This is a genomic window from Corallococcus sp. AB030, from assembly GCF_003668965.1.
GTDB classification, from domain to species: Bacteria; Myxococcota; Myxococcia; order Myxococcales; family Myxococcaceae; genus Corallococcus; species Corallococcus exiguus.
Map to the genome: position 1 here is coordinate 1 of NZ_RAWQ01000014.1, position 12,976 is coordinate 12,976.

At 67.6% G+C, this 12,976-nt stretch carries 12 protein-coding genes; all 12 read left to right on the forward strand.

Annotated elements, in window-relative coordinates:
* Nucleotides 1-212 (forward strand): hypothetical protein (locus D7Y15_RS44630; RefSeq protein WP_199745885.1); only part of this gene is annotated, 212 nt, incomplete at its 5' end.
* A 33-nt stretch (nucleotides 213-245) separates the two neighbouring features.
* The gene (gene tssB / locus D7Y15_RS45585; RefSeq protein WP_120574300.1) at nucleotides 246-1,742 is read left to right on the forward strand and encodes a type VI secretion system contractile sheath small subunit; all 1,497 of its coding nucleotides are present in this window, start codon (nucleotides 246-248) and stop codon (nucleotides 1,740-1,742) included.
* A gap of 21 nt (nucleotides 1,743-1,763) precedes the next feature.
* Nucleotides 1,764-3,254: a type VI secretion system contractile sheath large subunit gene (gene tssC, locus D7Y15_RS05530; protein ID WP_121751907.1), complete on the forward strand. Its 1,491-nt coding sequence runs from the start codon at nucleotides 1,764-1,766 to the stop codon at nucleotides 3,252-3,254.
* A 27-nt stretch (nucleotides 3,255-3,281) separates the two neighbouring features.
* Nucleotides 3,282-3,788: a type VI secretion system tube protein Hcp gene (locus D7Y15_RS05535; protein WP_120574302.1), complete on the forward strand. Its 507-nt coding sequence runs from the start codon at nucleotides 3,282-3,284 to the stop codon at nucleotides 3,786-3,788.
* 64 nt (nucleotides 3,789-3,852) lie between these two features.
* Nucleotides 3,853-4,293 carry a type VI secretion system baseplate subunit TssE gene (tssE, locus tag D7Y15_RS05540; protein ID WP_158624241.1) on the forward strand — a complete coding sequence of 147 codons (441 nt, stop codon included), beginning with the start codon at nucleotides 3,853-3,855 and terminating at the stop codon, nucleotides 4,291-4,293.
* Nucleotides 4,290-6,134 carry a type VI secretion system baseplate subunit TssF gene (gene tssF, locus D7Y15_RS05545; protein WP_158629013.1) on the forward strand — a complete coding sequence of 615 codons (1,845 nt, stop codon included), beginning with the start codon at nucleotides 4,290-4,292 and terminating at the stop codon, nucleotides 6,132-6,134. Before tssE ends, tssF begins: the two co-directional genes overlap by 4 nt.
* Entirely contained in the window at nucleotides 6,098-7,276 is a 1,179-nt protein-coding gene (gene tssG / locus D7Y15_RS05550; RefSeq protein ID WP_121751909.1) for a type VI secretion system baseplate subunit TssG, read from the forward strand. Before tssF ends, tssG begins: the two co-directional genes overlap by 37 nt.
* Nucleotides 7,277-7,283: 7 nt before the next feature.
* Complete coding sequence (locus tag D7Y15_RS05555) at nucleotides 7,284-9,251, forward strand: type VI secretion system Vgr family protein (protein ID WP_121751910.1); 1,968 nt, start codon at nucleotides 7,284-7,286, stop codon at nucleotides 9,249-9,251.
* Entirely contained in the window at nucleotides 9,248-9,868 is a 621-nt protein-coding gene (locus tag D7Y15_RS05560; RefSeq protein WP_121751911.1) for a toxin-antitoxin system YwqK family antitoxin, read from the forward strand. The genes D7Y15_RS05555 and D7Y15_RS05560 overlap by 4 nt, the downstream gene beginning before the upstream one ends.
* 14 nt (nucleotides 9,869-9,882) lie before the next feature.
* Nucleotides 9,883-10,254 (forward strand): DUF4280 domain-containing protein, encoded by a 372-nt coding sequence (locus D7Y15_RS05565; RefSeq protein WP_302052619.1) that lies wholly within the window; start codon nucleotides 9,883-9,885, stop codon nucleotides 10,252-10,254.
* A gap of 42 nt (nucleotides 10,255-10,296) precedes the next feature.
* Complete coding sequence (locus D7Y15_RS05570; RefSeq protein WP_121751913.1) at nucleotides 10,297-11,040, forward strand: hypothetical protein; 744 nt, start codon at nucleotides 10,297-10,299, stop codon at nucleotides 11,038-11,040.
* Between the two features lie 472 nt (nucleotides 11,041-11,512).
* Nucleotides 11,513-12,940, forward strand: coding sequence for an ISKra4 family transposase (locus D7Y15_RS05575; RefSeq protein WP_121751914.1), 1,428 nt, complete (start codon nucleotides 11,513-11,515; stop codon nucleotides 12,938-12,940).
* The last annotated feature ends 36 nt before the right edge of the window (nucleotides 12,941-12,976 follow it).

Genomic DNA, 12,976 nt, shown 5'->3' on the forward strand with positions numbered 1-12,976 from the left:
AGATCCAGAGCCGGGCTGAAGCCTATCAATGGCTGACAGAGGCCTCCGACTACCTGCTCCGCACGGAGCCCCACAGCCCCACGCCCTATCTGGTGAAGCGGGCCGTGCAGTGGGGAGCGATGCCGCTCGGGAGACTCCTCGAGGAGCTGGTCCCAGGCACGGACGACCTCAAATCCATCTTCGCGTTGCTCGCCATCCGGGACGCGAAGTGAAGCGCGCAACCCACGAACAGGAGAAGCAAGACCATGAGCAGTGAAAGCAAGCAGCACTGGCTGGACCGGAACAGGCCGCCGCGGGTGCAGATCACCTACGACGTGGAGACGCTCGGCTCCGCCAAGAAGATGGAGCTCCCGTTGGTGGTGGGCATCCTCGCGGACCTGCTGGGCAATACCGATCCGGGCGACCTGCTCAAGCAGCGCAAGTTCGTCCAGATCGACCGCGACACCTTCGACGAGTTCATGGGCAAGCTCGCGCCCACGCTCAAGCTTGGCGGGAAGGCGGGGCCGGCCGGGCTCACCTTCAAGAAGATGGAGGACTTCGAGCCGCTCCAGATCGTGAAGCAGGCCCCCCAGATGAACAAGCTGCTGCGCGAGCGCCAGCGTCTGGTGGACGTGGTGGCGAAGCTGAGCGGCAATGACAACCTGAACGCCGATTTCAAGAAGGTGTTCGATGCCAAGGCCACGGCCAAGGCCAAGGCGGATCAAGTCGATCGGCGCCGCGAGCCCTTCACCAAGGCTGTCAACGCCGCCAGGACGCTCAGCACGCAGGCCCAGGCGTTCCTGGACCGCGTGGGGGCCGTGGTCGGCGTCATCCAGGCGGCCAAGGCGGTCCACCGGATGGAGGGAGCCTGCGACCACCTGAAGCAGTTGCTTCCGGGAGCGGACCCCGCGGCGCTCAAACAACCCGGTGTCGCCTCCAGGCTCCGCGAGAAGATCGACGAGCTCCTGGCAAACGGCGAGGGCAAGGCGCTGATCGGCCAGCTCGACACGCTGAGCGGCGCGGTCAAGGCCGCCGACGCCGACGCCGTCGCGAAGGCCCTGGCCGCGCTCAAGGCGGGCCCGGCGAACGACCTCCAGTCAGTCATCGGGCTGGAGGCCCTGGCCAGTGACCAGGCCAAGGCGGCTGAACTCACCAAGGCGGTGGAGGCGCTCCGCCACATCGCCGAGGGTAAAAGCGGGATTGGCGTCCCCCTGCGGGACCTGGAGAGGGCGCTGGGCGCCGACAAGGACGAGCAGACCAGCGACGGAGAGAGGCTCACCACTGCCAAAAAGGTGCTCCTCCAGAAGCTGCCGCAGGCCAACGCCGGCGCCATCACCACCGCGGCGGAGGCCTACGCCACGACACCGAGCGTTCCGGCCGCGCTCGATACGGCGCTCCAGGCCGCCTTCCCCGCCTCGCTCCCGGCGGAGCTGGAGCTCTCGCAGGCCGGGGTCCTCATCAAGAAGCACCAGCAGGCCATCACGTCCGCCGCCGACGCCCGGGTCATCCAGGCCCGCCGGTTCATGGACCCCAAGACCGGGGAGAAGGCCATCGCGGCCCGTCGCGACGCCCGCCAGGCCCTGGAGACCGTGAAGAAGATCGAAGCCCGCATCAATGACATCCACACGGTCCTGCAGGCCCCCGTCGCCGTCGGAAACCTCGACACGCTCCACGCGAGCCTGGAGGAGCTCCACGGTGCCGCCGAGGCCGCCAGTGCGGAAACCCAGCAGCAGCTCGATGCGTTCAACGCCACCCACCCGTAATCCCAGCCCAGGAACCCAGCCATGTCCACGGAAGCAACCGCAATCGACGCGAAGTTGGTGAACAGCCTCGTCAGGCAGATCAAGGGTGACCTGAAGGACGAGCAGCTGCCGGACGAAGCGCAGGCGCTGACCGCGATCCTCGTCGACCTCATCGAGACCGAGGAGGTCGTCGTCGGTCCCAACACGGTGACGATGCTCCAGGTCCAGATCGCCCACGTCGACGAGGAACTCTCCAGGCTCCTCAACGACATCCTCCACGACGAAAGCTTCCAGAAGCTGGAGGCCACCTGGCGCGGCCTGCACTCCCTGGTCAAGAACACGGAGACCGGCACCGGCCTCAAGCTGCGCGTGATGCACGCCACGAAGGAGGAGCTGCGGGTGGACCTGGAGAGCGCCATCGACTTCGACCAGAGCGCGCTCTTCAAGAAGGTCTACGAGGAGGAGTACGGCACCTTCGGCGGGCATCCGTTCAGCCTGCTCATCGGCGACTACGAGTTCACCCACTTGCCGCAGGACGTGGCGCTGCTGACGAACCTCTCCAACGTGGCCGCCGCCGCCCACGCGCCCTTCATCGCCGCCGCGAGTCCCAAATTGTTCGGCCTCAAGGACGACGACTTCACCGGGCTCGACGTGCCGCGCGACCTGGCCATGCGCTTCGAGGCGTCGGACATGATCAAGTGGCGCAGCTTCCGGGAGACGGAGGACTCGCGCTACGCCACCCTGGTGCTGCCGCGCGTGCTGATGCGGCTGCCCTACGGCAAGGCCACGGTCCCCGTGGATGGCTTCATCTTCGAGGAGGACCTCAGCGTCGAAGGCAAGGGCGGCGAGGGCGCCAAGGCCCACGGCAAGTACCTGTGGGGCAACGCCGCCTGGAAGCTGGGCGAGCGCATCACCCACGCCTTCTCGCTGTACGGCTGGTGCGCGGCCATCCGCGGCTTCGAGGGCGGAGGCACCGTCTCCGACCTGCCCCTGCACACCTTCACCACGGACAGCGGGGAGGACGTCGTGAAGATCCCCACGGAGCTGGCCATCACCGACCGCCGGGAGAAGGAGCTCAACGACCTGGGCTTCCTCGCGCTCGTCTACCGCAAGGGGGACGACAAGGCCGTCTTCTTCGGCTCGCAGAGCACCAACAAGCCCACGAAGTACGCCAGCCTGGACGCCACCGCCAACGCGCAGGTGTCGTCGATGATGCCCTACCTGCTCGCGGCCTCGCGCTTCGCCCACTACATCAAGGCGATGATGCGCGACAAGGTCGGCAGCTTCATGACGCGCGGGAACGTCGCCTCGTTCCTCAACAACTGGATCAGCGACTACGTCCAGCTCAACGACGAGGCCTCCCAGGACATCAAGGCCCGGCAGCCGCTGCGTGAGGCCCGGATCGACGTCACCGAGGTGCCCGGCAAGGTGGGCTCCTACAAGGCCATCGTCTACCTCAAGCCCCATTTCCAGCTCAACGAGCTGAACGCCTCCATCCGGCTCGTCGCCAGCCTGCCGCCGCCCGCGGCCTGAACCCTTTCACGCCTGGAATAACCCACCATGCAAAACATCTACATCAGCTTCCCTGACGTCAAGACGCTCGCCGGCCAGTCCACCACCACGGAGGGCAAGGATCAGATCGAGCTGCTCTCCTTCAGCCATGGCGTGTCCATGCCGCTCTCCGCGGGCTCCGCCTCCAACACCAGCCGCAGGCACGGCCGGTGTTCCCACCAGGACTTCACCATCACCAAGTACGTCGACAAGACGTCACCGTCGCTCAATCACTACTGCAGCGGTGGCAACAACCTGAAGAAGGCCGTCATCACCATCTACCAGGCGAGCGAAGAGGACTCCAAGAGCGCGCCGGTGGCCTTCTTCACCTACGAACTGGACAACGTGATCATCGGCTCGGTGTCGGTGGGCGCGGGTGGTGGGGACCTGCCCATCGAAACCCTCTCGCTCAACTACACGGCGATCAAGTGGGCCTACAAGCAGCAGAAGCAGGACAGCCCGGGCACCGCCAGCGGTGATGTCTCGGCGTCCTGGGACCTGGAGAAGAACGCGTAGGTCCCCACGACAGGGGCACCGGAGCCACGAGATGAAACAGCGCAATGACAATCATGTGGCCCCGATGCCCCTGTTCGATCGGCTCATTGACGATGAGCCGCGGCGGCGGAGAGCCCACCTGCCGAAGACCCTGAGCGAGGAGCAGCTGCGGGAGTCGGTGCACCGGGAGCTGACCCGGCTGCTCAACACCCGGAGCCGCCTCACGCTCCAGCAGGCGGAGACACTCGCGCCGGACGCGTGGACCGTCCTCGACTACGGCCTGCCCGACATGGCGACGCTCCGCTCCGCGTCGTCCACGGACCGCGCCCGGCTGGCCCAGGTGCTGGCACACACCATCACCGCCTTCGAGCCCCGGCTGGGCGAGGTGCGGGTCGCGGTGGAGCCGCACGCCACCCGGGAGGACGTGCTGCGCGTGCTCGTGTCCGGCCTGCTGTGGATGGAGAAGCGGGCCGAGCCCCTCACCTTCGCCCTGGAACTGCGCAACCGCGCGGGAGGTCCCACGTGAAACCCAGAGATGCCCTGCTGCGGGTGTATCAACAGGAGCTGGCTCAACTTCGGGAGTCGACCGGGCGCTTCGCCATGAAGCACCCCAAGGTCTCCCAGCGGCTGGGCCTGGTGGACCAGGCCTGGGACGATCCGCACACCGCGCTCTTGATGGAGTCCTTCGCGTTCCTCACCGCGCGGGTGCAGCACGGCTTCCAGCAACAGCTCCCGGAGATCAGCACCGCCCTGCTGGGCCTCATCGCCCCCCATCTGGTGGAGCCGATGCCCTCCATGGCCATCGCCCGCCTGGTGCCGGAGCCTGGCGCCGTTCCTCCCGGCGGCCTGACGCTCCCTCAGGACACCCCGCTGTTCACGAAGGAGACACCGGGCAAGGCCAGCTGCTGGTTCCGGACCCGCTACCCCACCACGCTGTGGCCCGTGGAGGTGAAGGAGGTCCGCCTCCGCTCCATCCAGGACTTCAAGCCCCTCTCGACGGACCGGGGCCCCGCCCAGGCGGTCCTGTCCATCCGGCTGGAATCACAGCGCCGTCCCTTCGCCAGCCTGGAGATGGACACACTCCGGCTGTTCCTCGGCGGAGGCGCGATGGAGGCCTGCTGGCTCTACGAGCTGCTCGCGCACCACGCGCTCGGGCTGGCCGTCCTCTCCGGCGAGCGGGATTCACAGAGGCGTGAGGAGCTGCGGCTGCTGCCAGGACAGCCCATCCGGCCGGTGGGGTTCGCCGCGGACGAAGCGATGCTCCCGGGCCACCGGCACGGGCGGACCGGCCACCGGCTCCTGCAGGAGTACTGCGTCTTCCCGGAGAAGTTCCTGTTCTTCGACCTGGAGCCCGGCAGACAGAACGTCCAGGCGGCGAAGGGCAACCTCCTGGAGCTGGCCATCCCGCTGGACGTCAAACCCGACGACCGGCCCGGCTTCTCGGACCGAAGCCTGCTCACGGGCTGCACCCCCGTCGTCAACCTCTTCCCCCGGGTCAGCGAGCCCATCCGGGTGGATCACCGGCGCACCGAGTACCGGCTGGTTCCTGACGCTCAGTGGGAGTCCACCACGGAGGTGCACTCCATCCAGGATGTGCGCGCCTCCACGAACGAAAAGGACTCGACGGGTGTGGTCTCGCCCATGTTTGCCTTCAACCACGCCGTCGGGCAGCGCAAGCCCCGGACGTTCTGGAGCGCGCGCCGCGAGCCCGCCCGTGGCGAGCAGGCGCTGGGGACGGACCTGTACCTGTCCTTCCTGGACCTGGACTTCAACCCCAGCGTCCCGGACGAGCGGACGCTCTACGCGCGCATTCTCTGCACCAACCGGCACCTCGCCTCGCGGCTGCCTTCCGGCGCCCAGCTGCAGTGGGCGGGGGGCCTCCCGCTCCAGGAGGTGCGCCTCTTGAAAGCGCCGACGCCGCAGCGGGATCCACCGCTGGGAGGGAGCACCCTCTGGCAGTTCGTCTCGCAGGTCTCCTTCGGCAACCACTCGATCACCGCGCTCCCCAATGGCGTGGAGGTGCTGCGGGAGATGATCCGGCGCCACGGGTACGAGGGCGACGAGGCACTGGAGGACCAGCTCCAGGGGCTGCTCATGCTGGGGAGCCGCGAGTTCGTGCACCCGATGACCGCGGACGGCTGGCGCGGCTTCTGCCGGGGCCTGGAGCTGGTGCTCACCGTGGATGAGTCGCGGTTCGTGGGCGGCAGCGCGCTGCTGCTGAGCGCGGTGCTCAACCATTTCTTCGGGCTCAACGCGCCGGTGAACACCCTGGTCCGGCTGACGCTCGAGGCGCACAACCCGCTCACCGGAAAGACGGAGAGGAGGAAGCAATGGCCACCCATGTCCGGCGAGATGCACGTTCTGTGAACCAGCGGCTGCGGGAGGAAGCGCACCGCTTCGACTTCTACCAGGCCGTGCGCCTGCTGAAGATAGACCTGCGAAGGAAGCAGGACCGGCGAAGGAAGAAGGCCCTGCGACACAAGGACCGCTTCGACTTCTCCCAGGCCGTGCGCCGGCTGAGGATTGACCTGCCAAGGAAGGCGGACTGGCGAAGGAAGGGTGCCCCGCGACACAAGGACCGCGTCCAGGCCGTGCGCCTGCTGAAGATGAACCTGCGAACGAAGGCGGACCCGCTCGAGAAGGTCCGCTTCCGCTCCTCGACGTCCATGGCCTTCCCCGCCACGGACGTGGACTCGCTCCGCCGGGACAAGGACGGGACGCTGGAGCTGTGGGTGAACTTCCTCGGGATGGCCGGAGCGCACGGCCCCCTGCCGGATCCGTTCACCGAGCTGCTCCGCGACCGGCTCCGTGACGGGGACTCCGCGCTGCGGGACTTCCTGGACATCTTCAATCACCGCCTCGTGTCCCTGATGTACGAGGCGCGCGCCCGGCGCCGGGTGGGCATGGGGGTGAGCCATCCCCGGCACCACCCATTCGCGCGGTACCTGAGCGCGGTCCTGGGCACGCTGGACTGGCCGGAGCGGCTCCAGCTGGGACTGATTCCCCACACCCGGGTCCTCACGTCGGGTGCGCACGACTCCATGTCGGCCCTGGAGCAACTGTTGGCGGAGCGACTGGGGACCCGAGTGGAGGGCCAGCCGCTCGTGGGCGACTGGCTTCCGCTCGCGCCCGAACAGCAGACACGCATCGGCACGGGCAGCCTGGCGCTCGGCCGGGGCGCGGTGCTCGGCACGCGCGCGTGGGATCCGCAAGCGCGCTTCACGTTGCGGTTCGGCCCGCTGCCGTGGCGCGAGTTCGTCCAGCTCCTCCCGGGTCACACCGCCTTCGGCACGGCCGTCACGTACACCCGACTGGTGGCGCCGCCCCACCTCTCCTTCGACTTCGTGCTGCTGCTGGATGCGAAGGATGCCCCCGCGCTGAGGCTGCGCAGCCGCAGGAAGCTGAATCGCGGACCGAGGCTGGGACGCACCTCCTGGCTGAGTCCCATCACGCCGTCGGCCGAGCCTCTCGAAGTGCGCCTCTCCAGCCGTCACATCCGAAGCGCCTGAGCCGCCCATGGACACCCAGGACTCCATCTACCTGAGCATCGAGACGCCCCTGGGCAAGGACGTGCTGCTGGCGCGCTCCTTCCATGGCGAGGAGCGCCTCTGCGCGCCCTTCCGCTTCGACCTGGAGCTGCACTCGCGCCACGGCGACCTGGACTTCACGCAGGTGGTGGGCCAGGGCGCCACGGTGACGCTGGAGCTGCCGGACGGGACGCCGCGGTACATCCACGGTCTCGTCACGCGCTTCATCCAGGCCGGCACGCGCAAGGACTTCACCACCTACTTCGCGGAGCTGCGGCCCTGGCTGTGGCTGCTCACCCTCACGCGCGACAGCCGCATCCACCAGAACCTGAGCGTACCGGAGATCGTCGAGGCGACCTTCAAGCGCCACAACCTGGGCGACTTCCGCAAGGACTTGAAGGGCACGTATGCCCCGCGCGACTACTGCGTGCAGTACCAGGAGAGCGACTTCGACTTCGTCTCAAGGCTCCTGGAGGACGAGGGCATCTTCTATTTCTTCGAGCACGCGCAGGGAAAGCACACCCTGGTGCTCGCGGACGACGCCTCCGCGCACACGGCCTGCGCGGGACTGGAGCAGGTGCGGGTGGCCGGACAGGACACGACGCTCCGGCCCGAGGACACCCTCACCGAGTGCACGCTGGAGCAGCAGCTCGTCCCCACCGCGCACGCGATGGGCGACTTCGACTTCGAGGTCCCCACCGCCCCCCTGAGCGCGGAGGTGCCCGCGGGCGCCAGTCCCTCGCTGCGGCGCTACGAGTACCCCGGCGGCTTCCTGAAGCAGGCGGACGGAGAGGCGCGGGTGAAGCTGCGCAAGCAGGCCGCCGAGGCGCCAGCGAAGACGCTGTGCGGACGGGGACGGGTCCGGGCCTTCACCTCGGGGGGCAGGTTCACGCTCGCGGAGCACGACCGGGCCAGCATCAACGGGGACTACGTGCTGCGCCAGGTGGTCCACGCAGCGACGGACGAGGCGTACAGCAACAGCTTCGAGGCCTTCCCGGCGGATGTCCCCTTCCGGCCCGCGCCGCGGACACCCCGCCCGGTGATGGTGGGCGCGCAGACCGCCCTCGTCGTGGGCAAGAGCGGCGAGGAGATCTGGACCGACAAGTACGGGCGCGTGAAGGTGCAGTTCCACTGGGATCAGCAGGGCAAGAGCGACGAGAACAGCTCGTGCTGGATCCGCGTGGCGCAGGGCTGGGCTGGCAAGTCCTTCGGAAGCCTGTTCCTGCCGCGCGTGGGCCAGGAGGTGCTGGTCACCTTCCTCGAAGGGGACCCGGACCGGCCGCTCGTCACGGGCGCCATCTACAACGCGCAGCAGACCGTCCCCTACGCGCTTCCGGAGAACCAGACGCGAAGCACGCTCAAGACGCAGTCCTCCAAGGAGGGCGACGGCTTCAACGAGCTGCGCTTCGAGGACAAGAAGGACGAGGAGGAGGTCTTCCTCCAGGCCCAGAAGGACCTGAACGTCACCGTCAAGAACGCCCGCACCACGACCATCGAGGAAGCGGACGACACGTTGACGGTGAAGAAGGGCAACCGCGTCATCACCGTGGAGACCGGGGATGAGACCCATGACGTCAAAGGCAAGCGGACGCTGACCATCACCGGTGAGGAGTCGCACACCAGCAAGGCGAAGTTCACCCACGACGTGGACGGTGACTACGTGCTCACGGTGAAGGGGGACCTGACGCTCGACGTGACGGGGGCCGTGACAATCAAGGCCGGCAAGTCGCTGACGCTCAAGGCGGAGCAGGAGCTGACGGTCACCGCCGGCACGAGCCTCACCCAGAAGTCGGGAACGGACTTCACCAACAAGGCGGGAACGAACCTGACGAACAAGGCCAGCCAGAATCTGGTCAACGACGCGGGCATGGAGCTGACCAACAAGGCCAGCATGGCCCAGATCGTGGATGGCGGCGCGACGCTCACCGTGAAGGGCGGACTGGTGAAGATCAATTGAGCCCGCCCGACGACAAGACCGCCACGGTGACCGAGCGCGACGAGCAGGGCCGCAAGCGCAAGCAATACACGCTCGACGCTGAAGGCAAGCCACACGGGGTGTTGAAGCTGTACGAGGAAGGCACGCTGGCGCAGCAGTTCACCTTCAGCCATGGGCAACTGCACGGAGAGGCGTCTGTCCAGGAGCACGGACAGAAGAGACTCATCCAGACGTTCTCCCAAGGCGTGCTGCACGGCCCCTTCACCGCGTTCCACGCCGAGACGGGGCAGCCCGCGCTGAAGGCCCACTACCGGGACGGAAAGCTGCACGGAGACCACGAGAGCTTCAGCCCGCAAGGGACCCTGCTCCGCAAGGCGCGCTATGCGAAGGGCCAGCTCACGGACGAGGTCGTCGAGTTCTATGACAACGGCCAGATCCGCAGCCGGACCTCCTACGTGAGCGGCAAGTTCCACGGCGAGGCACTGGAGTTCCATGCGGACGGGCAGCTCGCGAAACGAACGGTCTTCGAGCACGGAGCGCCCATCGAGGGGCCGGAGGAGTTCGCGCCAGCGGATACCCGCCCGTGGCTCATCAAGGTCGCAATGGGACTGACCCAACTGAAAGGGAAACCGGCATGAGTTTGCAGACTTGTATGGGAGCCACGATGCAGTGCAGCTTCGGAGTGGCGCCGAGCACGCTAGCGGTGCTGCCCACGAACAAGGTGCTCGTCGGAGGTCCGCCGGCGGCGACGATCATGGATCACGCGCCGTTCGTGAACATCCCCCCGTTCGGGATGTGCACCTCGGTGAGCAACCCCACCGTGGCTGCGGCGACGGCCGCCGCCCTGGGCGTGCTTGTGCCCATGCCCTGCGTGCCGGTAACGCCCGCGCCCTGGCTGACGGGAGCGCCCACGGTGCTCATCGGGAAAATGCCCGCGCTGAACAACACCTCGAAGCTGATGTGCACCTGGGGAGGCGTGATCCAGACGCTCACCCCCGGCCAGGCCACGACCCAGGTCCCCTGAGCCAACACCTTTCCCGTAACACCCACCCAGAAGGAGCAGTCCATGCCCACGCCACAGCCGAATGTCGTTGCCTCGAAGCCTCCCCAGGTGCTGCCCCAGGACCTGGAAAAGAAGGCCAAGGAAGTGGATGAGCAGCTCAAGAAGCAGCAGGACGAGTTCGAGCGGAACCAGATCGAACTGGAGACGGCCCAGGCCGAGTGGCTGATCGCCGAGATCGACGCGGAGCTCGCGATCTCCCTCCTGGACAAGGAGCGGCGCATCGAAAAGGCCCGTCCTCCGGTGGACGAGGCGGAGAAGGCCCGGACGGAGGTGAAGAAGCAGTTCGAGGCCTTGAAGAGGGAAGAGCCGGAGAAGATCGTCGCCCTGCAGCTCGCCCGCGACGGCAAGGCGGCGGAGCTTGAGAAGCTGGTGCCTCCGCAGGACGTCGCCACGAGGGCGCTGAAGGCGGCGGAAGAAGCCCTTGCCGCGGCGAAGGCGCAGAAGGAGTCCGCGGACAAGGCCGCCAACGAAGCCAGGCAGGCGCTGGACAAGGCGGAGGGGGAGCTCAAGGCCGCGCTCGACGAGCGGGCGAAGCTCTCCCTGGAAGATCGCGCCAAGGCCCAGGACAAGCGGCGCACGTGGATGGAGGCCGAAGCCGAGCTCAAGAAGGCCGAGGCCCGGTTCCACGCCGAGAAGCTCGAGGCGGAGAAGGAGTACGCGAAGGTCGCCAGCGACGCGCGCAAGCGCCAGCTCGCCATCGTGACGGCTCTTCCCAGCAAGGCGCGCCCTGCCCCCGTCGCGGGCTGAGGCGCACGAGACGTAGTGAAGTCAATGCCGGAGCAATGCTTAGCCGCGCGAGAGGCTCCTGGCCTCTCGCGCGCATTGCGTTCGCCCCAGACAGACATGATTTCAGCGCTTCACTCTCAACCACCAGGCCCAACACCAAAATCCAAATGAAAACATCCCTTGAGTTCCGAAAAACAGGAGCAGCGAAGTGGAGCACATGGGAGCCTGCGCACACCACCTGGCTTCTCTGCCAACTCAACGAATGCATTGAACAAGGGGGACTGGGTCCCAATATCGATGAGCCCCAGAGTTTCCAAGCCGATCGCGCGGGCACCATGAAGTGCCCGTGGACGATGGAGACGATCGAGCAGTGGCGGGTGTGGATCTGATGCTGAGCAGCGAGTGAGCTGACAGGCTGGGGGAGCGCTGGGTGCTTGGTGGCCGGTAGCATGAAAGAGTTCTGGCGGGTTGTGCCAGCGGAGGACATCCGCCGATGCCGAAGGTCACCATCGAAGTGCCGGAAGGGTTCGAGGACAGCGTCAAGGCGCTGGAGGAGACGTTGCAGCGCGCCCAGAAGGGCGTGGTGGGTGCGGCCAGCGGGGACCTGGCCGCGTTCGACGCCGCGTGGCAGGCGGTGAATGCAGGGATGGACGAGACGGAGCTGCAACTGAAGCGGAGGTTGCTTCGAGGGCTCGACGTCGACGCTCCCCGAGTCCTCATCCAGGGCGAGCACTATGCGCGTGTCGGCCGGTACCCGGCGACATACAAAACGCGGCAAGGGCCCGTCGAAGTAGAGCGCAGCCTCTACCGGCAGGTGGGCGTCAGGAATGGCCCCACGGTGGACACCCTCAGCGTGCAGGCCGGGTGCGTGGCCGAGGGCTGGCTGCCCGAGGCGGCGGTGCCCATGGCGTACCTGCTGGCCCGTGGCACTTCGCGCGAGGCGGAAGCGACGGCGCATCAATTGGGTGTCCTGCCCTACTGCCGCTCCTCCTTCGAGCGGATGGGCCATGAAGTGGGCGCGGGGTATGGGCACCAGCGCTCCCAGGTGGAGGCGGCGATGGCCGAGGCCCTAGAGGCTCCCGAAGGCACGCGGAGCGTGAGCGTCAGCGTGGACCGGGTGGCAGTGCCCATGGAGGAACCGAAGAAGCGGCCCGTGGGACGGCCTCGCGAGGACGCCCCCAAACGCCCCGTGGACGTCGCCTGGCGCATGGCCTACGCCGCCTGCCTCACGTTCCATGATGCCCAGGGCGAAGCGCTGGGCGCCGTGCGCTACGGCCGCATGCCTCAAGCTGATGCCCGAGGCCTGGCGGAGCGTCTGGCCCGCGACGTCCAGGCGCTGGTTTCCAGGCAGCGCGCCCTGCACGTCACCGCCCTCACCGATGGCGCTCCCGAGTTGCACGCCTTGCTGGACGAGGCGCTGTGCGCCCACGCCCCCGCGGCTGATTCGGTGGTGCGTCTGGTGGACTTCTGGCACCTGATGGAGAAGCTCGGGGCCGCGGCCCTCGTGGTGGCAGGTGAAGCACATGCCTCCGCCCTGGCGGAGAAGTGGAAGCTGTCCCTGCTCAACACGCCCGGGGCGGTGTGGACCCTCGTCAGCGCGCTGCACGCCAGCGGCAAGCGAAACGTCGTCCTCGGCGACCGTCGGCCGGTGCATGAGGCGCTCACCTACTTGGAGAACCATGGCGAGCGGATGCACTACGCCGAGGCACGAGCGCGAGGTCTGCCTATTGGCAGCGGCAACGTGGAGGCCACCTGCAAGTCCCTGGTCGCCCTGCGCATGAAGCGCCCGGGAGCTCGATGGAAGGAGGCGTCTGGCCAGCACATCCTGGACCTGCGCGCTCTGGTGCTCTCGGACCGCTGGGACGCCGCCATTCGTCTCACGCTCGCGCCGCTGCGCGCGGAGGTGCGGCGCGTTGCTTGATCAGGATGGGCGCCACACCCGCAGTGGCGCGGAGCG

Excerpts from the sequence above, each read along its gene's own strand:
- D7Y15_RS05565 (WP_302052619.1), top strand. The coding sequence starts at position 9,883 with ATGGGAGCCACGATGCAGTGCAGCTTCGGAGTGGCGCCGAGCACGCTA.
- tssC (WP_121751907.1), top strand. The coding sequence starts at position 1,764 with ATGTCCACGGAAGCAACCGCAATCGACGCGAAGTTGGTGAACAGCCTC.
- D7Y15_RS05575 (WP_121751914.1), top strand. The coding sequence starts at position 11,513 with ATGCCGAAGGTCACCATCGAAGTGCCGGAAGGGTTCGAGGACAGCGTC.
- tssG (WP_121751909.1), top strand. The coding sequence starts at position 6,098 with ATGGCCACCCATGTCCGGCGAGATGCACGTTCTGTGAACCAGCGGCTG.
- tssE (WP_158624241.1), top strand. The coding sequence starts at position 3,853 with ATGCCCCTGTTCGATCGGCTCATTGACGATGAGCCGCGGCGGCGGAGA.
- D7Y15_RS05535 (WP_120574302.1), top strand. The coding sequence starts at position 3,282 with ATGCAAAACATCTACATCAGCTTCCCTGACGTCAAGACGCTCGCCGGC.
- tssB (WP_120574300.1), top strand. The coding sequence starts at position 246 with ATGAGCAGTGAAAGCAAGCAGCACTGGCTGGACCGGAACAGGCCGCCG.
- D7Y15_RS05555 (WP_121751910.1), top strand. The coding sequence starts at position 7,284 with ATGGACACCCAGGACTCCATCTACCTGAGCATCGAGACGCCCCTGGGC.
- D7Y15_RS05570 (WP_121751913.1), top strand. The coding sequence starts at position 10,297 with ATGCCCACGCCACAGCCGAATGTCGTTGCCTCGAAGCCTCCCCAGGTG.